The organism is Bradyrhizobium sp. USDA 372, assembly GCF_053629095.1.
In genome coordinates this window covers 2,258,255-2,276,435 of sequence record NZ_JBRJHR010000001.1, presented here as the reverse complement: position 1 = coordinate 2,276,435, position 18,181 = coordinate 2,258,255, and the positions used below count along the sequence as shown (strand labels likewise).

16 protein-coding genes are annotated in these 18,181 nt (G+C 65.6%); 10 read left to right on the top strand and 6 right to left on the bottom strand.

Going from position 1 to position 18,181, the window contains the following annotated elements; genetic code table 11:
* Positions 1-94 precede the first annotated feature (94 nt).
* Complete coding sequence (locus AB7M16_RS10950; protein ID WP_453943893.1) at positions 95-1,603, top strand: glycosyltransferase family 39 protein; 1,509 nt, start codon at positions 95-97, stop codon at positions 1,601-1,603.
* Between the two features lie 123 nt (positions 1,604-1,726).
* On the opposite strand, the gene AB7M16_RS10945 is transcribed toward AB7M16_RS10950, so the two are convergent.
* The gene (locus AB7M16_RS10945) at positions 1,727-2,536 is read right to left on the bottom strand and encodes a uracil-DNA glycosylase (protein WP_453943892.1); all 810 of its coding nucleotides are present in this window, start codon (positions 2,534-2,536) and stop codon (positions 1,727-1,729) included.
* A gap of 136 nt (positions 2,537-2,672) precedes the next feature.
* Between AB7M16_RS10945 and AB7M16_RS10940 the strand changes: the two genes are divergently transcribed.
* The 3 genes from AB7M16_RS10940 to AB7M16_RS10930 all read left to right on the top strand — a co-directional run bounded on the left by AB7M16_RS10940 (position 2,673) and on the right by AB7M16_RS10930 (position 7,391).
* A complete protein-coding gene (locus AB7M16_RS10940) occupies positions 2,673-4,334 on the top strand; it encodes an electron transfer flavoprotein-ubiquinone oxidoreductase (RefSeq protein WP_172787515.1) in 1,662 nt (553 codons plus the stop codon).
* Positions 4,335-4,624: 290 nt separating this feature from the next.
* Entirely contained in the window at positions 4,625-6,421 is a 1,797-nt protein-coding gene (locus tag AB7M16_RS10935) for a tetratricopeptide repeat protein (protein WP_453943891.1), read from the top strand.
* Between the two features lie 85 nt (positions 6,422-6,506).
* Positions 6,507-7,391: a 4-(cytidine 5'-diphospho)-2-C-methyl-D-erythritol kinase gene (locus tag AB7M16_RS10930; RefSeq protein ID WP_453943890.1), complete on the top strand. Its 885-nt coding sequence runs from the start codon at positions 6,507-6,509 to the stop codon at positions 7,389-7,391.
* Positions 7,392-7,579: 188 nt separating this feature from the next.
* Here AB7M16_RS10930 and AB7M16_RS10925 read toward each other — a convergent pair whose 3' ends face one another.
* The 5 genes from AB7M16_RS10925 to AB7M16_RS10905 all read right to left on the bottom strand — a co-directional run bounded on the left by AB7M16_RS10925 (position 7,580) and on the right by AB7M16_RS10905 (position 12,338).
* Positions 7,580-8,458 carry an alpha/beta fold hydrolase gene (locus AB7M16_RS10925; RefSeq protein ID WP_453943889.1) on the bottom strand — a complete coding sequence of 293 codons (879 nt, stop codon included), beginning with the start codon at positions 8,456-8,458 and terminating at the stop codon, positions 7,580-7,582.
* Positions 8,451-9,083 carry a LysE family translocator gene (locus AB7M16_RS10920; RefSeq protein ID WP_453943888.1) on the bottom strand — a complete coding sequence of 211 codons (633 nt, stop codon included), beginning with the start codon at positions 9,081-9,083 and terminating at the stop codon, positions 8,451-8,453. Before AB7M16_RS10920 ends, AB7M16_RS10925 begins: the two co-directional genes overlap by 8 nt.
* 44 nt (positions 9,084-9,127) lie before the next feature.
* Positions 9,128-10,390, bottom strand: coding sequence for a beta-ketoacyl-ACP synthase II (gene fabF, locus AB7M16_RS10915; protein WP_453943887.1), 1,263 nt, complete (start codon positions 10,388-10,390; stop codon positions 9,128-9,130).
* 1 nt (position 10,391) lies between these two features.
* On the bottom strand, positions 10,392-10,907 hold the full coding sequence (locus AB7M16_RS10910; protein WP_439401274.1) for a winged helix-turn-helix transcriptional regulator: 516 nt from the start codon (positions 10,905-10,907) through the stop codon (positions 10,392-10,394).
* A gap of 423 nt (positions 10,908-11,330) precedes the next feature.
* A complete protein-coding gene (locus AB7M16_RS10905) occupies positions 11,331-12,338 on the bottom strand; it encodes a polyprenyl synthetase family protein (RefSeq protein WP_453943886.1) in 1,008 nt (335 codons plus the stop codon).
* A gap of 133 nt (positions 12,339-12,471) precedes the next feature.
* Here AB7M16_RS10905 and AB7M16_RS10900 point away from each other — a divergent pair, with 133 nt between their 5' ends.
* The 6 genes from AB7M16_RS10900 (at position 12,472) to glyS (ending at position 18,157) form a co-directional block, all read left to right on the top strand.
* The gene (locus tag AB7M16_RS10900) at positions 12,472-12,699 is read left to right on the top strand and encodes a putative signal transducing protein (protein ID WP_008562067.1); all 228 of its coding nucleotides are present in this window, start codon (positions 12,472-12,474) and stop codon (positions 12,697-12,699) included.
* A complete protein-coding gene (locus AB7M16_RS10895; protein WP_260380300.1) occupies positions 12,692-13,456 on the top strand; it encodes a tRNA1(Val) (adenine(37)-N6)-methyltransferase in 765 nt (254 codons plus the stop codon). The genes AB7M16_RS10900 and AB7M16_RS10895 overlap by 8 nt, the downstream gene beginning before the upstream one ends.
* Positions 13,457-13,671: 215 nt before the next feature.
* Entirely contained in the window at positions 13,672-14,580 is a 909-nt protein-coding gene (locus tag AB7M16_RS10890; protein WP_172787506.1) for a S49 family peptidase, read from the top strand.
* A 104-nt stretch (positions 14,581-14,684) separates the two neighbouring features.
* On the top strand, positions 14,685-14,876 hold the full coding sequence (locus tag AB7M16_RS10885) for a hypothetical protein (protein ID WP_028178670.1): 192 nt from the start codon (positions 14,685-14,687) through the stop codon (positions 14,874-14,876).
* Between the two features lie 234 nt (positions 14,877-15,110).
* The gene (locus AB7M16_RS10880; RefSeq protein WP_172787505.1) at positions 15,111-16,049 is read left to right on the top strand and encodes a glycine--tRNA ligase subunit alpha; all 939 of its coding nucleotides are present in this window, start codon (positions 15,111-15,113) and stop codon (positions 16,047-16,049) included.
* Positions 16,049-18,157 (top strand): glycine--tRNA ligase subunit beta, encoded by a 2,109-nt coding sequence (gene glyS / locus AB7M16_RS10875; RefSeq protein WP_453943885.1) that lies wholly within the window; start codon positions 16,049-16,051, stop codon positions 18,155-18,157. Before AB7M16_RS10880 ends, glyS begins: the two co-directional genes overlap by 1 nt.
* Positions 18,158-18,181: the final 24 nt, after the last annotated feature.

The following is an 18,181-nucleotide window of genomic DNA, read 5'->3' as shown; positions in this document are numbered from 1 at the left end:
CGCGGCGGTTGCCACAACCCGTGACGCCCTTTATCAAAACAGAGGTGAGCGAATAGGGCCGGCTGGACGGGTTGGCTGCACCTTCGGACGTTGTATGCGGTTTACCTCCCTGGTCATCGAGCTCATTCGCGCCCGGCCGCGGCTGATCGTGTGGATCGCCGTGCTGCTGCAGGCCGCCATGTGGCTGTTCGTGGCGCTGGTGTTCTACCGCAGCCCGCCCGGCACCCTCGCGGCCCTCTTGGCCTTCGGCAGGGAATACCAGGTCGGCACTGATCTCGGCCCGCCGCTGCCAATCTGGCTCGCCGACATCGCCTATCGCGCCGCCGGCGGCCACATGTTCGGTGTTTACGTACTCGCCGAGCTCTGCGAGATCGCGACATTCATCGCGCTCTATCATCTCTCCCGCGCCGTGGTCGGCTCGCAGCAGGCGGTGCTCGCCGTGCTCCTGACCATGACGGTGCTGGCGTTCTCCTCCTCGGCGCTGGACTTCGGCCCGCTGATCCTGGCGCGGCCGCTCTGGGCGCTCTTGCTGCTGCACTCCTGGCAGATCATCGGCCAGCGCCGCGGCAATGCCTGGTTCGCCTGGTCGATCGAAGCCGGCCTCCTGCTGCTGACGACGCCCGCCGCGATCTTCCTGCTGCTGCTGATCGTCGTCTTCGCGGTCTCGACCGCCGGCGGTCGCCGGACGCTGCGCGGGCTCGATCCGCTGTTCGCGCTGATCGTGGTCGCCGTGCTGGCGCTGCCCTATGCGGTCTGGCTGATGCGTGCGGAGACGCTGACGCTGCCGGCCTTGCCGCAACTCGCCGAGCTCAACGTCCGCGCGCTGCATGCGGCCTGGCTGTTCGGCGGGCTGGTGATCGGGGCGGCAGCGATTCCGGCGCTGACCTTTCTCAACACCGGGGTGGTCGCTGGCAAGGGCGAGGAGCCGCCGATCATCTACCGCCCGCCGGTCGAGCCGCTCGCGCGCAACTTCGTCTATTTCTTCGCGTTCGCTCTGCCGCTCGGCGCGGTGCTGATCTCCGGCGTGCTGGGGCTCGATTCCGTGGTCGGCGGCCCCGGCGTCGTGCTGATCATGTCGGGGCTCGCCGTGGTCGTCGCGGCCGGCGATCTCATCGCGATGCGTCGCGCGCGGATGCTGCGTATGGTCTGGGCCGCCGCCGTCGCCGCGCCCGCCGCCGGCGTCGTGCTCGCCATCCTGTTCCTGCCCTGGACGGGCGCCAACGAAATTGCGACCTCGATGCCGGCGCGCGCGATCTCTGATTTCTTCGACGAGAGCTTCGCCCGCCGCACCAACCATCGCCTGCGGGCCGTCGCCGGCGAAACCCAGCTCGCCAGCCTGATCGCGCTGCATTCCGGCCGGCCGCATCTGTTCATCGACGCCGACCCCGCGCGTACGCCGTGGATGAACCCGACCAAGTTCAGCGAGACCGGCGGCGTCGTGGTCTGGCGCGCCTCCGACACCGCCGGCACCCCGCCGCCAGAGATCCTCAAGCGCTTCCCCGGCATCGTGCCGGAAGTGCCGCGGGCCTTCGAATGGCTGGTGACCGGCCGCCAGCAGCTCCTGCGCATCGGCTGGGCCATCGTGCGGCCGAAGGGGACGTGACGCCCGCGTATGCTCTCTCCGTCGTCATTGCGAGCGTAGCGAAGCAATCCAGAATCTTTCCGCAGAGGGATTCTGGATTGCTTCGTCGCTTCGCTCCTCGCAATGACGGAAGGGACCGGCCCCTCACGTCCCCGCCAGTGCCTTCGCGATCGATCGCAGGTCCTGCCAGGCCAGCCGCTTGTAGGCCGGCGAGCGCAAGAGATAGGCCGGGTGGAACGTCGGCAGCGCGCGGATCACCCGCTGGCCGGTGTCGTAGTCGAACCAGCGCCCGCGCGTCCGCATGATGCCTTCGCGCGTTCCCAGCAACGTCTGCGTCGAGGGATTGCCGAGCGTCACCAGCACGTCGGGGTTCACCAACTCGATCTGGCGCTGGATGAAGGGCAGGCAGATTTGCGTCTCCTGCGGCGTCGGCGTGCGGTTGCCGGGCGGCCGCCAGGGAATGACGTTGGCGATGTAGGCGGTGGTGCGGTTGAGGCCGATGGCTCCGATCATCAGATCGAGCAGCTTGCCGCTGCGCCCGACGAAGGGCAGTCCCTCGATGTCCTCGTCGCGGCCGGGCGCCTCGCCGACGAACATGATGCGCGCCTGCGGGTTGCCGTCGGCGAACACCAGCCGCGTCGCCGTGTGCTTCAACGCGCAGCCCTCGAAATTCTGCATCAGCTCGCGCAGCGCCTCCAGGGTCGGCGCGGTGCGCGCTGCCTCGCGTGCCGAGGCGATGGCGACCTCCGGTGCAGGCGTAGATTCCCCGCGCATGACCGCGGGCGCGGCGACCGGGCGCGGCGCCTCGGCTTGCGGGGCCGCGCGCGGACTGGGTGGCGGCGTATCGATTTCCGCCAGGCGGTCTATCGGCTCCTCCGCAAGCGCGCAGTCGACACCGGCCTCCAGATAGAAGGCGAGCAGCTCTCGGACGGTGGGTGCGGGTTCGGGGATCATGGGAAAGTCTGACTTTTATATCACCTTGAGCGGCCTTGCATCCCGGCGGAACGCGATTCCGAGGTTGTCCTACCCGGGAAAAATCGGAAACAAGGGGGCGCAAACGACCGAGGACCGTCTCAAGGGCTGAGATCAGATGAGCACCGAAGAACTTCCCCCGCGCGAATCCATGGAATTCGACGTCGTCATCGTCGGCGCCGGCCCGTCGGGTCTGGCGGCCGCGATCCGGCTGAAGCAGCTCAATGCTGATGTCAATGTGGTCGTGGTGGAGAAGGGCTCCGAGGTTGGTGCGCACATCCTCTCGGGCGCCGTCATTGATCCCGCGGGCCTCGACAAGCTGATCCCGGACTGGCGCGAGGATGCCGACTGCCCGCTGAAGACGCAGGTCAAGGACGATCGCTTCTACTGGATGACCGGCGGCGGCGCGATCAAGCTGCCGAATTTCATGATGCCGCCGCTGATGGACAATCATCACTGCTACATCGGCTCGCTCGGCAATGTCTGCCGCTGGCTGGCGCGCAAGGCCGAAGCGCTCGGCGTCGAGATCTATCCGGGCTTTGCGGCGGCCGAGGTGCTCTATGACGAGGAGGGCAAGGTCAAGGGCATCGCCACCGGCGACATGGGCATCGGCCGCGACGGCAAGCCGAAGGATTCCTACACCCGCGGCATGGAATTGCTCGGCAAGTACACGCTGTTCGCCGAAGGCGCCCGAGGCAGCCTGACCAAGCAGCTCATCAACAAATTCGCCCTCGACGCCAAGAGCGAGCCGCCGAAGTTCGGCATCGGCCTCAAGGAGGTCTGGCAGATTGATCCCGCCAAGCACCAGAAGGGCTTGATCCAGCATTCATTCGGCTGGCCGCTTGACCTCAAGACCGGTGGCGGCTCGTTCCTTTATCACTACGACGACAATCTCGTCGCGGTCGGCTTCGTCGTGCATCTGAACTACGACGATCCCTATCTATCGCCGTTCGACGAATTCCAGCGCTTCAAGACCCATCCCTCGATCCGCGGCACGTTCGAAGGCGCCAAGCGGCTCGCCTACGGCGCGCGCGCGATCACCGAGGGCGGCTATCAGTCGGTGCCGAAGCTGAGCTTCCCCGGCGGCGCGCTGATCGGCTGCGCGGCCGGCTTCGTCAACGTGCCGCGCATCAAGGGCGTGCACAATGCGATGGGCACCGGCATGCTGGCTGCCGAACATGTTGCGGCCGCGCTCGCCGCCGACCGCGCCAATGACGAGCTCGTCGAATACGAGAACGCCTGGCGCTCCTCATCGGTCGGCAAGGACCTGTTCGTGGTCCGCAACGTCAAGCCATTGTGGTCGAAATTCGGCACCGTGCTCGGCGTCGCGCTGGGCGGCTTCGACATGTGGTGCAATACGCTGTTCGGCGCCTCGCTGTTTGGCACGCAGTCGCACGTCAAGCCCGACCGCGCCACGCTCGATCCGGCCAAGAGCTACGCGCCCAGGACCTACCCGAAGCCCGACGGCAAGATCACGTTCGACAAGCTGTCCTCGGTGTTCCTGTCCAACACCAATCACGAGGAGGATCAGCCGATCCATCTGAAGGTCACCGACATGAACCTTCAGAAGACCTCCGAGCACGACGTCTACGCCGGCCCCTCGAATCGCTATTGCCCGGCTGGCGTCTATGAATGGATCGAGGAGGGCTCCGGTCCGCGCTTCCAGATCAACGCCCAGAACTGCGTCCACTGCAAGACCTGCGACGTCAAGGATCCCAACGGCAACATCACCTGGGTTCCCCCGGAGGGCGGCGGCGGCCCGAACTACGAGGCGATGTGAGGGGCACATCGCACGGGTGACCAGGGCGCACGTTCCCGTGAGGACGAGGCTGCGGCGACCCGCCGCGGCCACGATAAGGCCATAGTGGCGGCGTCTTGGGCTGCTCCTGATCGAACTTGGCCGATTTGGGGGCGTGCGGAGGGGAGCGGCCGGTCCGAATCCTTGCGGCGAAGCGCCAAAAGCGGCATTGTCGGCCTGACGGTTCCGGGTCCGGATGTCACCGGCCGCGTTCGCTTGCGATACGGCCTTCTGCTGCAAACCCAGGCACCACCAACTCAAGGCGAGCCCTGATGTTTTCAAATCGTTTCAACCGCTGGACTGCTGCCGCCATCGCCCTCATGGGCTCTGCGATCGCGACGGTCCCCGGCGCAGTCCTGGCGCAGACGCCGGATCATCCGGAGAACACGGCGGCGCAATTCCCGACGCGAAACGATCTGAAGTCGCTCACCGGCGCCGGCAGCTATCTCGCCGCCCGCCACGCCAGCGTCGAGCGCGACGCGGCATCGGCCGCAGCATTCTACCGTTCGGCGCTCCGCACCGATCCCAAGAACAACGAGCTGCTCGATCGTGCCTTCATCTCGTCGGTCGCCGACGGCGACATCGACGAGGCGGTCAAGCTCGCCGAGCGCATCCTCACCATCGACAAGACCAATCGCGTCGCGCGCCTCGTCGTGGGCGTGCATGATCTCAAGGTGAAGAAGTACGCGGCCGCGCAGACCAACATCAACCAGTCGATCCGCGGTCCCATCACCGATCTCGTCGCCACGCTGCTGTCGGGCTGGGCCGCCTATGGTGCGGGCGATGCCAAGGGCGGTGTCGCCACCATCGACAAGCTGGCAGGTCCGGAATGGTACCCGCTGTTCAAGGACCTTCACACCGGCATGATCCTGGAGCTCTCCGGCAAGGAGAAGGACGCCGGCACCCGCTTCGAGCGCGCCTACAAGCTCGACGATTCCATGCTGCGCGTGACCGAGGCCTATGCGCGCTGGCTGTCGCGCAACAAGGATTCCGCCGCGGCCACCAATGTCTATCAGGCTTTCGACAAGAAGCTCGCACGCCATCCGCTGATCCAGGAAGGCCTGCGCGACACCAAGGCCGGCAAGAAGATGCCGCCGCTGGTCGATTCCGCGCAGGCTGGCGCTGCCGAAGCCCTCTACGGCATCGGCGCGACGCTGACCCGCCGCGGCGGCGAGGATCTGGCGCTGGTCTATCTCCAGCTCTCGCTCTACCTGCAGCCGAGCCATCCGCTGGCGCTGCTCTCGCTCGCCGATCTCTATGAATCGGTGAAGCGGCCGCAGATGGCGATCAAGGTCTATGAGCGCGTGCCCGCGAACTCGCCGCTCAAGCGCAACGCGCAGATCCAGCTCGCCATCGATCTCGATTCCGCCGACCGCACCGACGACGCGATCAAGATCCTCAAGGGCGTCACGACGGAGGATGCCAAGGACCTCGAAGCCATCATGGCGCTCGGCAATATCGAGCGCGGCCGCAAGCGCTTTGGCGAGTGCGGCGCGACCTATTCGAAAGGCATCGACGTGCTGCCTGCCGGCAACGACAAGGCCAACAGCGTCTGGTACTATTATCGCGGCATCTGCGAGGAGCGCTCCAAGCAATGGGCCAAGGCCGAGGCCGACATGAAGAAGGCGCTGGAGCTGCAGCCCGACCAGCCGCACGTCCTCAACTATCTCGGTTATTCCTGGATCGACCAGGGCGTGAATCTCGACGAAGGCATGAAGATGATCAAGCGTGCCGTCGAGCAACGTCCCGACGACGGCTACATCGTCGACTCCCTCGGCTGGGCCTATTACCGCATCGGCAATTACGAGGAGGCGGTGAAGAACCTCGAGCGCGCGATCGATCTCAAGCCCGAGGATCCCACCATCAACGACCATCTCGGCGATGCCTATTGGCGCGTCGGCCGCACGCTGGAGGCCAAATTCCAGTGGTCGCATGCGCGCGATCTCAAGCCCGAGCCGGAAGAGCTGCCGAAGATCGAGGCCAAGATCGCTGGTGGCCTTCCCGACGACAATTCGAACTCTTCTGCGGCGCAGGCCGAGAAGAAGAAGGACGACGGCAAGGGCGGTTAAGCTACGCGCATGATCCGGAAAAGTGTGTAGCGGTTTTCCGATAAGATCATGCGCAGACAAGTGAGTCTTTGGGGGCTGATCGCCAATGTCGGCGTTGATTGAAGAGGGGCGGGCGAAGGTCAATTTGAGCCTTCGCGTCGTCGGCCGTCGTGCCGATGGCTATCATGATCTCGAAAGCGTGGTCGCGTTCGCCGACTGCGCCGACCGGCTGATGCTGGAGCCGGGCGACGAGCTGAAGCTGACCACGACGGGGCCGCTGGCTGCCGCCTGCGGCGATACCGCCGACAATTTGGTGCTCAAGGCGGCCAAGCTGCTGGCCGAAGCCGTCCCTGGGCTGAAGCTGGGCGCCTTCGCGCTCGACAAGGTGCTCCCGGTTGCGGCCGGCATCGGCGGCGGCTCGGCGGATGCCGCGGCGGCGCTGCGGCTCCTGGCGCGTCTCAACGATCTGTCGCTTGACGATCCCCGCATTCAGAAGGTCGCGCTCGCGACCGGCGCCGACGTGCCGGTGTGCCTGCTCTCGCGCGCCTGCGACATGACCGGCGTCGGCGAGCAGCTGCTGCCGCTCGCGCTGCCGAGCATGCCCTGCGTCATGGTCAATCCGCGCGTGCCGGTTGCCACCAAGGACGTGTTCCAGGCGCTGGGCCTGCGCAACGGCGAACTCCGCGTTGGCGTCACCGACGTCATCCGCGCGCCGGCCTGGCCGGAGGAGGGCGGCTCGATTTCCGATTGGGTCGAGGTCCTCGACACCGTCGGCAACGACCTCGAGCCGCCTGCCCTGCGGATCGAGCCCGTGATCGGCGAGGTGCTGGAAGCCTTGCGCTCCTCCGCCGGCGTCAAGCTCGCCCGCATGTCCGGCTCGGGCGCGACGTGCTTTGCGATCTACGGCGCGCCTGCGGAGGCGCATGCCGCCGCTGAAAAGATTCGCCGCGATCACCCCGGCTGGTGGGTGCATGCGGGCACGTTGAGCTAGCTCTATCCGTCATTGCGAGCGCAGCGAAGCAATCCAGAATCCCTCCGCGGTGGCAGCCTGGATTGCTTCGCTACGCTCGCAATGACGTGGATGTAGCTGCGTGATGCGTGCCCACCAATCCATTCGCGCAATCTGGATGCATGGTGGGCACGGCGCCGTTGCGCCTTTGCCTACCCTACGGCAGCGAGCTAGTCGCCGCTGTCCTCAGCCAATCCCAGAAACCGCCGGATCTCGCCCAACACCTCCTGCGGCTTGTCGTGCTGCAGCCAGTGTCCCGCCCCGGCGATGGTCTTAACGCGCGCGTTCTGGAAATAGCGCTCCAGGCCCGCCGCTCTGGCGCCCGCCAGAAAGCTTTCGCCGGCATTGAGCAGCAATGTCGGGCACGTAATGCGCGACCACAGTTCGATGTGATCGTCGGGCCAGAGCCGGTGCGGCGCAGCGGCGCGCTGGTAGGGATCGAACTTCCAGCTATAGCTGCCGTCCTCGTTCCGCCGCGCGCCATGCGTGGCGAGATGCAGCGCGAGGTCGCGGGCGAGGCGCCTGTTATGCAGCATCATCTGCGCGGCGGCGTCTTCGAGCGTCGCATAGCGGCGCGGGGTGCGGTCGTGCAGCCTGTCGAGCTGGGCGACCCATTTGCCGATGCGCTCATGCGCCGGCGGCTTTGCTGTATCCGGCAGCATGGTCACGCCGTCGAGGACGACGAGCTTGGTGACCCGTTCGGGGAATGCGCCCGAAAAGATCAAGCTCACCATGCCGCCCATCGAATGGCCGATCAGAGTGACCTGAGGCGCTGCGATGCTGCGAACCAGCGGCGCGAGATCGTAGACATATTCTGTCAGCGCGTAGCTGCCGCCTTTCGTCCAGTCGGAATCGCCATGACCACGCAGGTCGGGCGCGACGACGCGAAAATGCGGTTGCAGCGAGCGCGCGATGTGATCCCAGCTGCGGCAATGATCGCGACCGCCGTGGACCAGGATGGCGACGGGTGCGCCCTCGTTGCCCCAGTCGGCGTAATGCAGCCGCAGGCCGTGCGATTCATAGAAGCTGTCTTGCGGGGCGCTAGCCATTTGCCGGCCGCCGCGCCAGGGCGAGCGAGAGGCCGAGGCTCGCGATGAAAACGCCGGAGCCCTGCGTGAGGCGCCGCATCAGAAGCGGCCGTTCGATCAGCTGCGCGCGCGTCGCCGAGGCCATCAGCACCACCACGACATCGGCGAGCGTGTTCAACGCCACCGAGATCGCACCCAGCAGGATGAATTGCAGCGTCGGGTTCGATGCAGCGGGATCGAGAAACTGCGGAATGAAGGCGAGGAAGAACGCCGCGGTCTTCGGATTGAGCGCCTCGACCAGCACGCCGTCGCGGAACGCGCGCTTGTCACCGATGGGCTCGCTCCCAAGCGACAGGTTGCTGCCGGCGCTGCGAAACGTCTTGATGCCGAGCCAGACCAGATAGAGCGCGCCGACGAATTTCACGGCGGCAAACAGCTCCGCGCTGGCCAGGATGATGGCGGAGATGCCGAGGCTGCCCGCGACCACATGAACCAATCCGCCCAGCGCCGTGCCCGCGGTCGAGGCAAAGCCGCTGGTGCGCCCCTCCGACAAGGTTCGTGCCGCGACGTAAAAAATGCCGGGGCCGGGAATTGCGGCAATGAGGAGAGCTGCGGCCAGGAACAGCCAGAAATTCGTTTCGATCATCCCGTTTTGGTAGCGGAGCGGGCGGCGATTGCAAGGCCTCTCATTCAGCCCATCCGGCGGAAGATCACGCTGGCATTCACCCCGCCGAAGCCGAAGCCGTTGGAGATGGCATGCCGCATCGGCATCGGCCGCGCGCTACCTGCGACGATGTCGATGCCTTCAGCGCCCGCATCGGGGTTTTCGAGATTGAGCGTGGGCGGCGCGATCTGGTCGCGCAAGGCAAGCACGGTGAAGATCGCTTCCAGTCCGCCGGCGGCGCCGAGCAGGTGACCCGTTGCCGACTTGGTCGCGCTCACGGCAATGCCGCGGTTGCGGCCGAACAGCGCGCCGATCGCGCCAAGCTCGCTCTCGTCGCCGGCCGGTGTCGAGGTCGCATGCGCGTTGAGGTGCTGCACATCGGCAGGCGCAAGCTTGGCCTGCCGGAGCGCGATCTCCATGGCGCGGCGCGCACCGTCGCCATCCGGCGGCCCCGACGTCATGTGATAGGCGTCCGCGGTCGTGCCGTAGCCGACGATCTCGGCGATCGGGGTGGCGCCGCGGGCTTGCGCATGCTCCAGCGCCTCGATCACCAGGATGCCGGCGCCTTCGCCCATGACGAAACCGTCGCGGTTGCGATCGAACGGACGCGAGGCGCGCGCGGGCTCGTCGTTGAAGCCGCTCGATAGTGCACGCGCCGCCGCAAAGCCGCCGAGGCTAACGATGTCGATGCAGGCCTCCGCGCCGCCGCAGATCGCAACGTCTGCTTCGCCTGATCGGATCATGCGCGCGGCATCGCCGATCGCCTGCACGCCGGCGGCGCAGGCGGTGACGGGCGTGCCTAGCGCGCCCTTGTAGCCGTATTTGATCGAGACGTGGCCGGCGGCGAGATTGGCGAGGAACGAGGGGATCGTGAACGGCGACAGCCGGCGCGCGCCGCGCTGCTCGGTGATGCGCACCGCCTCCGCCATGGCCGGAAAGCCGCCGACGCCGGATGCGATGATCGTCGCGGTGCGTTCCAGCGCGCCTGCATCCTGCGGCGTCCATTTGGCCTGCGCGACGGCTTCCGCCGTGGCGAGCAGCGCAAACAGGATGAAGCGGTCCATCTTGCGCTGATCCTTGGGCGCGGCGGCGTGCGCCGGATCAAAACCGCCTTCGGCATCATCGGCCTTGTCGGGCACGAGACCTGCGATGCGCGCCGGCAGCGCCTCCGCCCATTCCTGCAACGGGCGCAGCCCGCTTTGCCCCGCGAGCAGCCGCCGCCACGTCAGTTCGACGCCGCAGCCAAGCGGCGACACCGCGCCCATTCCCGTCACGACGATACGACGCATGTCAGTCTCCGGCCGGCGCGACGGCCGGGTTCATGGCTTTGAGCGAAGCGAGCCGCGCGCGCATGCCGCGACTGGCGCGGGGACCCGCGACGACGACCGCATTGGCGAGCGTGATCGGGCGCTTGTCGACGGCATCGACCACGACCGGCTCGAACGGGCGGACGTCGCCCCGGTTCGCCAGCAGGATGGATGCGCCCTTCGGCGCGAGATGCTTGTTGCCCCAGGCCAGCAGCGTAGCGATCACGGGGAAGAAATCCCGCGCCTTGTCGGTCAGCACATATTCGTAGCGCGGCGGGCGCTCCTGATAGCGGCGACGCACGAACATGCCGCTTTCGGTCAGATGCGCAAGCCGCCGCGACAGGATGTTCGGCGCAATGCCGAGGCTTTGCGAGAACTCGTCGAACTTCGTCGCACCCTGAAACGCATCGCGCAGAATCAGGATGCTCCACCATTCGCCGACCGTCTCCACCGCGCGGCCGACCGGGCATTCCAGCATGGAAGGGGATTTGGGCTGCATGGCGGGGAAGGTAGGGCAGTCACTTGCAAAATGCAAGTAACTGATGGGCGACGCATGTGGAGCGAATGAGAATAAAGCGCAGTTGCTGAACAGACGCTCTCGTGCCCCGGACGCAGCGCAGCGCCCCTTGGCGGTGCGCTGCGGAGCCGGGGCCCATCGTGCTGATCGCTGGACGTCGCATGGGTCCCGGCTCTGCGCAGCAGCGTTTCACGCTGCAGTGCGTCCGGGACATGAGAGCGAGCGGTGCCGGTGGCGCCAGACCTCGTCATTGCGAGCGCAGCGAAGCAATCCAGGTCGTCTCCGCGGCGGGATTCTGGATTGCTTCGCTGCGCTCGCAATGACGCTGTGGAAGCAGCGCGCACTCATCCGTCACCGTCACCCTGAGGTGCCGGAGCGTAACTGAGGCCACGAAGGGCGTCAGGCCTAATGCGACCGTGCCAAGCAAAACGCCACGACCTGCTCCAGCGCGCTCTTCATTGGCGAGGGCGGGAACAGCGCCAGCGCATCCACGGCCATGGCGCCGTAGTGCTGGGCGCGGCTCAGCGTGTCCTCCAGCGCGCGGTGCTTGTTCATCAGGCCGATGGCGTGATCGAGATCGGAATCGCCGATCTCGCCGCGCTCCAGCGCACGGATCCAGAAGGCGCGCTCGGTGTCGTTGCCGCGGCGGAAGGCGAGCACGACGGGCAGCGTGATCTTGCCTTCGCGGAAATCGTCGCCGGTGTTCTTGCCGAGCTTGGCGCTCTTGCCGCCGTAGTCGAGCACGTCGTCGACGAGCTGGAAGGCGATGCCGAGATTCATGCCGACCGAGCGGCAGGCGGTCTGCTCCGCCTTCGGGCGGTTGGCGATGACCGGGCCGACCTCGCAGGCGGCGGCGAACAATTCGGCCGTCTTGCCGCGGATCACCGCAAGATATTCGTCCTCGGTGGTCGCGGTGTTCTTGGCGGCGGCAAGCTGCATCACCTCGCCCTCGGCGATGGTGGCGGCGGCCGCGGAGAGGATGTCGAGCGCGCGCAGCGAGCCGACCTCGACCATCATGCGGAAGGCCTGGCCCAGCAGGAAGTCGCCGACCAGCACGCTCGCCTCATTGCCCCAAAGCATGCGCGCCGACAGCTTGCCGCGGCGCATCTCGCTCTCGTCGACGACGTCGTCGTGCAGGAGCGTCGCAGTATGCATGAACTCGACGGAGGCAGCTAACTTGATATGGCCATCACCGTTGTAGCCGGCGAGGTTGGCCATGGCGAGCGTCAGCATCGGCCGCAGGCGTTTTCCCCCGGAGGAGATCAGGTGGTTGGCCACTTCCGGGATCATGGTCACGTCCGACCCGGTCCGCGACAGGATCGTGGCATTGACGCGCTCCATATCGGGGGCGACAAGGGCAACCAGCTCTTCGATCGACGCGCCGGGAGTTTCGAAAGGTACGATGACGGCCACGCCGGTCTCCAATATTTGCCCCGGAAGGGCTATTCTGATGGAAATACAATAGAAACTGGCGGCGAATGCGGCAAGGCCCGCGGAACCATTGACATTTGCCGCGTTAGCCACTTTCAGGCAGGAGATCTGCGTTTTGCGTGAACTGGTTCGGACCAACGATATGGTGCTGGTGTCGGCGATCGGCGCGCTGCTCGACGGTGCCAACATCCACCATCTGGTGCTCGACCAGAACATGAGCATCATCGAAGGCTCCCTCGGCATATTGCCGCGGCGGATCCTGGTTCATGAGGACGACGCCGAGGAGGCCAGGGCGCTCCTCACCGAGGCCGGCCTCAGCCACGAATTGCGCGGCGATGATTGAGGCCGCGGATATTACCGAGGACGCCTTTCTCGGCGGGCAGTTGCGCTTGATGCAGAAGCGGTCCGGCCATCGCGCCGGGCACGACGCCGTCCTGCTCGCAGCGGCGATCGACGCTAAGGCGGGGGACCGCGTGGTCGACTTTGGCGCTGGCATCGGCACGGCGGGGCTTGCGCTTGCGCGGCGCGTCGCGGGGATCAGGCTCAGCCTGGTCGAGATCGATCCGGAACTGGCGGAGCTCGCGCGGGCCAACGCCGCGGCGAACGCGATCGCCGCCGAGGTCATCGTGCTCGACGTCACCGCCGATGCGCAGGCGTTTGCAGCGAACGGACTTCTGCCCGACAGCGCCGACGCCGTGCTGATGAACCCGCCCTTCAACGACCCCGCACGCCATCGCGGCTCACCGGATCAGGCGCGCCACATCGCGCATGTGGCGACAGAGGAGACGCTGCATGCGTGGGTGCATGCAGCCCGGCGTATTCTCCGATCGAGCGGCGTGCTGACTCTGATCTGGCGCGCGGACGGTCTCGGCGACGTCATGGCAGCGCTGTCACGCGGCTTCGGCAGCCTTGCGATCCTGCCGGTTCATGGCGAAGCGGGGAAGCCCGCGATCCGCGTGCTGGTGCGCGCAGTCAAAGGCGGCCGGGCACCGACGCGATTGCTGCCCGGGCTCATGCTTAACGAGGAGTCAAACGTGCCTAAAAAAGAGGTGCGGGATATTCTGGAGGGGAGGGCGGCGTTGCCGCTGGCGGAGCCGTGACGGCTTACTGCGGCAGCGATTCCGTCTGCTGCTCTTGCGGGGACGTAAAGCGAATCGCCGTGAAAAGCGCACCGATCAGCAGCAACAGCAGATAGATCTTCATGGCGTTTCCTCCGCTGCCTATTGCAGCTTCCCAACGGGGATTCTGCAAAAGACGTTCCAGGCACTTTCAATGACACTCGCGTGATAAGAAATGGTTAATCAGAGGTAAGGCCATGGACGAACAATTGAACGATCGTGAGAGTTCCGGCCTGGCCGACAAGCTCATGCAATATCTGCCGGCGCGCTTTCGTCCCGGCACGGCGGTCGTGCCGGTGGTGCGGCTGTCGGGTGTAATCGGTGCGGTGACGCCGCTGCGTCCGGGCCTGACGCTTGCCGGCGTCGCGCGGGTGCTCGAGCGCGCGTTTTCCTACCGGCACGCCAAGGCGGTGGCGCTGGTGATCAACTCGCCCGGCGGCTCGCCGGTGCAGTCGCGCCAGATCTTCTTGCGCATCAAGCAGCTTGCCGCGGAGAAGAAGCTGCCGGTGCTCGTGTTCGTCGAGGACGTCGCGGCCTCCGGCGGCTACATGATCGCCTGCGCCGGCGACGAGATCATCTGCGATCCCTCTTCGATCCTCGGCTCGATCGGCGTGGTCGGCGGCAGTTTCGGTTTCCAGGAGGCGATCAGGCGGCTCGGCATCGAGCGGCGCCTCTACACGTCAGGCGAGCACAAGGCGATGCTCGACCCGTTCCTTCCGGAAAACCCCGATGACGTCATGCGACTGAAGGCGATCCAGCGCGAGATCCACCAGATCTTCATCTCGCTGGTGAAGGAAAGCCGCGGCGCCCGGCTGAAGGGAGCCGACGACACGCTGTTCACGGGCGAATACTGGGCGGGCGAAAGCGCGATCGCGCTGGGGCTCGCCGACAGCATCGGCGATCTCCGCTCAACTCTTCGTGCCCGCTACGGCGAGAAGGTTCTCACCCCCGTGATCGCGCAGCCGACCGGGCTGCTCTCCGGCTTTTTGGGCCGGAAATCGCCCGGCGCGGGGCAGCTTTCGGCCCTGGAATCAATGGCCGGCCTGCCGGACGAGCTGATCTCGGCGGTCGAAACGCGGGCGATTTGGGCGAAATTCGGGTTCTAGGGCTCGCGCTCCCGCGCCATTTCGCCCGGACGGCACCAATTGCGGCGCAGGTCCATCTGCGCAACAATGCGTGTGGGGGCTGAGCATGAGACGAGGATCGACCGATGCCGCCGTTCGTCGCTTTCGCGGGCGTCCTGGGCGGGCTTGCCGTGGTCCGCTGGGCCTACAAGACCGCTGTCCGGATCAACCAGGAACTGGAGGAGATGCGCCTGTCGCGCGTCGCTGAGGCCGCCCGCATGGGGGATATCCAGACGCTGAAGCGTGACCCCGTGACCGGAGCTTACCGGCCGGGTTAGGCCTTTCTCCCCACGCACAGGTGCGCTCCCTCTCCCGCTTGCGGGGGAGGGCTGGGGAGGGACTCTCTCCACAGGCGAGAACCCCCCAGAGGACAGAACCCTCTCCCGGCGCTTCGCGCCGACCTCCCCCGCAAGCGGGAGAGGTAAGAAGCCCCCCCTTCGCCTTGATTCCCATCCCCGCCGTCGATACGGTCCCGCGCGATTCAAAACCCCCCGCGAGAGCCCGATCTGACGATGGACGCCTCATTGCCCGCCCATATGCGCCCGGAACGCTCGTTCCAGGGCTTCATCCTAGCGCTCCAGCGGTTCTGGGCCGAGCAGGGCTGCGTGATCCTGCAGCCCTACGACATGGAGATGGGCGCGGGCACCTTCCATCCGGCGACCACGCTGCGCGCGCTCGGGCCCAAACCCTGGAACGCTGCCTATGTGCAGCCCTCGCGCCGGCCCAAGGACGGCCGCTATGGCGAGAACCCGAACCGGATGCAGCACTATTACCAGTTCCAGGTGATCATGAAGCCGTCGCCGCCGAACCTTCAGGAGCTGTACCTGAAGTCGCTCGCCGCGATCGGCATCGATTCCGCCGTGCACGACATCCGTTTCGTCGAGGACGATTGGGAGAGCCCGACCCTGGGCGCCTGGGGCCTCGGTTGGGAGTGCTGGTGCGACGGCATGGAAGTCAGCCAGTTCACTTACTTTCAGCAGGTCGCGGGCTTCGAATGCGCGCCGGTCGCGGGCGAGCTCACCTACGGGCTCGAGCGCCTCGCGATGTATGTGCAGGGCGTCGACCGCGTCTACGACCTCAACTTCAACGGCCGCGAGGGCGATGCCAAGGTCACCTATGGCGACGTGTTCCTGCAGGCCGAGCAGGAATATTCCCGGCACAACTTTGAATACGCCGACACCGCGATGCTGTTCGAGCAGTTCAAGATGGCCGAGGCGGCCTGCCGGAAATATCTCGATGCCGGCTGGCGCGACGGCGGCAACAAGAAGCAGCATCTGATGGCGCTGCCGGCCTACGACCAGTGCATCAAGGCGAGCCACGTCTTCAACCTGCTCGACGCGCGTGGCGTGATCTCCGTGACCGAGCGGCAGAGCTACATTCTGCGCGTCCGCGAGCTGGCCAAGGCTTGCGGCGAGGCCTGGATCCACACTGAAGCGGGCGGAGCGGCCTGATGCCCGAACTTTTGCTTGAGCTGTTCTCGGAAGAAATCCCCGCGCGCATGCAAGGAAAGGCGGCCGACGATCTCCGCCGCATGGTCACCGACAAGCTGGTTGCCGAAGGCCTGGTCTACGAGGGCGCGAAGGCGTTTGCGACGCCGCGGCGCCTTGCGCTCACCGTGCACGGCATCCCTGCGCGCCAGCCTGACCTGAAGACCGAGCGCCGCGGCCCCAAAGTCGGCGCGCCCGAGGCGGCCGTGCAGGGCTTCCTCAAAGCGACGGGATTGAAGTCGCTGGAGGAAGCAAAAATCCAGCGCGACCCCAAGGGTGATTTCTACATCGGCTTGATCGAGAAGCCCGGCCGCGACGCGATCGACGTGCTCGCGGAAATCCTGCCCGTCATCATCCGCACCTTCCCCTGGCCGAAATCGATGCGCTGGGGCGCGCGCTCCGGCAAGCCCGGCTCGCTGAACTGGGTGCGTCCGCTGCACGCGATTACCGCAACCTTCGGCCTCGAGACCGAAGAGCCCGATGTCGTGAAGTTCGAGGTCGACGGCATCGAAAGCGGCCAGACCACTTACGGCCACCGCTTCCTCGCGCCGGCGCCAATTCAGGTGCGCCGTTTCGAGGATTATGAAGCAAAGCTGCTTGCCGCCAAAGTCGTGCTCGATCCCGAGCGCCGCAAGGATGCCATCCTCACCGACGCCAAGCAGCTCGCCTTCGCGCAAGGTTTTGAGCTGGTCGAGGACCAGAACCTGCTCGACGAGGTCGCCGGCCTCGTCGAATGGCCGGTCGTGCTGATGGGCTCGTTCGAACCGGAATTCTTGAAGACCCCCGACGAAGTCATCCGCGCCACCATCCGCAACAACCAGAAGTGCTTCGTGGTGCGCGACCCCAAGACGGGCAAGCTTGCCAGCAAGTTCATCCTGGTCGCCAATATCGAGGCGACCGACGGTGGCAATACCATCATCGCCGGCAACGAGCGCGTGATCCGCGCGCGGCTGTCGGATGCGAAGTTCTTCTACGAGACGGATCTGAAGACCAAGCTCGAGGACCGGCTGCCGAAGTTCGAGCAGATCGTGTTCCATGCGAAACTGGGCACGCAGGCCGCGCGCATCGGTCGCATAGAGCGGCTAGCTGAGTACATGGCGACGTTGGTGGGGGCGGACGCTGTGAAAGCGAAGCGCGCCGCGCATCTGGCCAAAGCGGACCTGCTGACAGAAGTCGTCGGCGAGTTCCCGGAATTGCAAGGTCTTATGGGCAAGTATTATGCCTTGGCTCAAGACGAGGATGCTTCGGTCGCCACTGCATGCGAAGAGCACTACAAGCCACAAGGACCGACTGACCGGGTGCCGAGCGATCCGGTGAGCGTTGCCGTCGCACTGGCGGACAAGGTTGATACCTTGGTGGGTTTCTGGGCGATTGATGAAAAGCCCACGGGAAGCAAAGACCCGTACGCTTTGCGCCGAGCTGCACTTGGCGTGATTAGAATTGCTCTCGATCGTGGATTTGATTTCTATCCGCGTCATTTCCTTGAAAAGCACATTAGGGAAATACGTCCGAGTCTCTCCGCTGTCGAAATCTCGGACATTGGCGATTCATTCCGAGTGTTCTTCGAGGATCGTTTAACCGTTCAGTTGCGCGAAGACGGGGCCCGGCACGATTTGGTCGCTGCTGTTCTCGACCTGGGCGGACGAGAGGTTGGGCTTCTGTCTGTCGTTCGTCGTGTCGAGGCCTTAGGAAAATTTCTCGAAACGAGCGATGGCAAGAATCTCCTCGCTGGGACGAAACGCGCTGAGAATATCTTGCGTATCGAAGAGAAGAAGGACGGAAAAATCTATTACGATGATCCCGATCCAAATCTCTATGCGTTGAGCGAAGAAAGAGATCTGGCCGCGGCGATCGACGAAATAGCACCTCAAGCGCGTGATGCTGTATTTCGGGATGACTATGTGAGCGCCATGAGCGCGATGGCAAAGCTGCGTCCGCCGGTCGATGCCTTCTTCGACAAGGTGCGCGTCAACGACGACGATCCGAAGGTGCGCGAGAACCGCCTGAAGCTCCTCAACGAGATCCGCAGCGCCACGCGTGCGGTGGCGGATTTCTCGAAGATCCAGGATTGAGGCGCGGCCGCGCCGCAAACACCG

What these genes read in the sequence shown, in the direction of transcription:
- AB7M16_RS10950 (WP_453943893.1), top strand. Translation starts at nt 95, where the DNA reads ATGCGGTTTACCTCCCTGGTCATCGAGCTCATTCGCGCCCGGCCGCGG.
- AB7M16_RS10945 (WP_453943892.1), bottom strand. Translation starts at nt 2,536, where the DNA reads ATGATCCCCGAACCCGCACCCACCGTCCGAGAGCTGCTCGCCTTCTAT.
- AB7M16_RS10940 (WP_172787515.1), top strand. Translation starts at nt 2,673, where the DNA reads ATGAGCACCGAAGAACTTCCCCCGCGCGAATCCATGGAATTCGACGTC.
- AB7M16_RS10935 (WP_453943891.1), top strand. Translation starts at nt 4,625, where the DNA reads ATGTTTTCAAATCGTTTCAACCGCTGGACTGCTGCCGCCATCGCCCTC.
- AB7M16_RS10930 (WP_453943890.1), top strand. Translation starts at nt 6,507, where the DNA reads ATGTCGGCGTTGATTGAAGAGGGGCGGGCGAAGGTCAATTTGAGCCTT.
- AB7M16_RS10925 (WP_453943889.1), bottom strand. Translation starts at nt 8,458, where the DNA reads ATGGCTAGCGCCCCGCAAGACAGCTTCTATGAATCGCACGGCCTGCGG.
- AB7M16_RS10920 (WP_453943888.1), bottom strand. Translation starts at nt 9,083, where the DNA reads ATGATCGAAACGAATTTCTGGCTGTTCCTGGCCGCAGCTCTCCTCATT.
- fabF (WP_453943887.1), bottom strand. Translation starts at nt 10,390, where the DNA reads ATGCGTCGTATCGTCGTGACGGGAATGGGCGCGGTGTCGCCGCTTGGC.
- AB7M16_RS10910 (WP_439401274.1), bottom strand. Translation starts at nt 10,907, where the DNA reads ATGCAGCCCAAATCCCCTTCCATGCTGGAATGCCCGGTCGGCCGCGCG.
- AB7M16_RS10895 (WP_260380300.1), top strand. Translation starts at nt 12,692, where the DNA reads ATGATTGAGGCCGCGGATATTACCGAGGACGCCTTTCTCGGCGGGCAG.
- AB7M16_RS10890 (WP_172787506.1), top strand. Translation starts at nt 13,672, where the DNA reads ATGGACGAACAATTGAACGATCGTGAGAGTTCCGGCCTGGCCGACAAG.
- AB7M16_RS10885 (WP_028178670.1), top strand. Translation starts at nt 14,685, where the DNA reads ATGCCGCCGTTCGTCGCTTTCGCGGGCGTCCTGGGCGGGCTTGCCGTG.
- AB7M16_RS10880 (WP_172787505.1), top strand. Translation starts at nt 15,111, where the DNA reads ATGGACGCCTCATTGCCCGCCCATATGCGCCCGGAACGCTCGTTCCAG.
- glyS (WP_453943885.1), top strand. Translation starts at nt 16,049, where the DNA reads ATGCCCGAACTTTTGCTTGAGCTGTTCTCGGAAGAAATCCCCGCGCGC.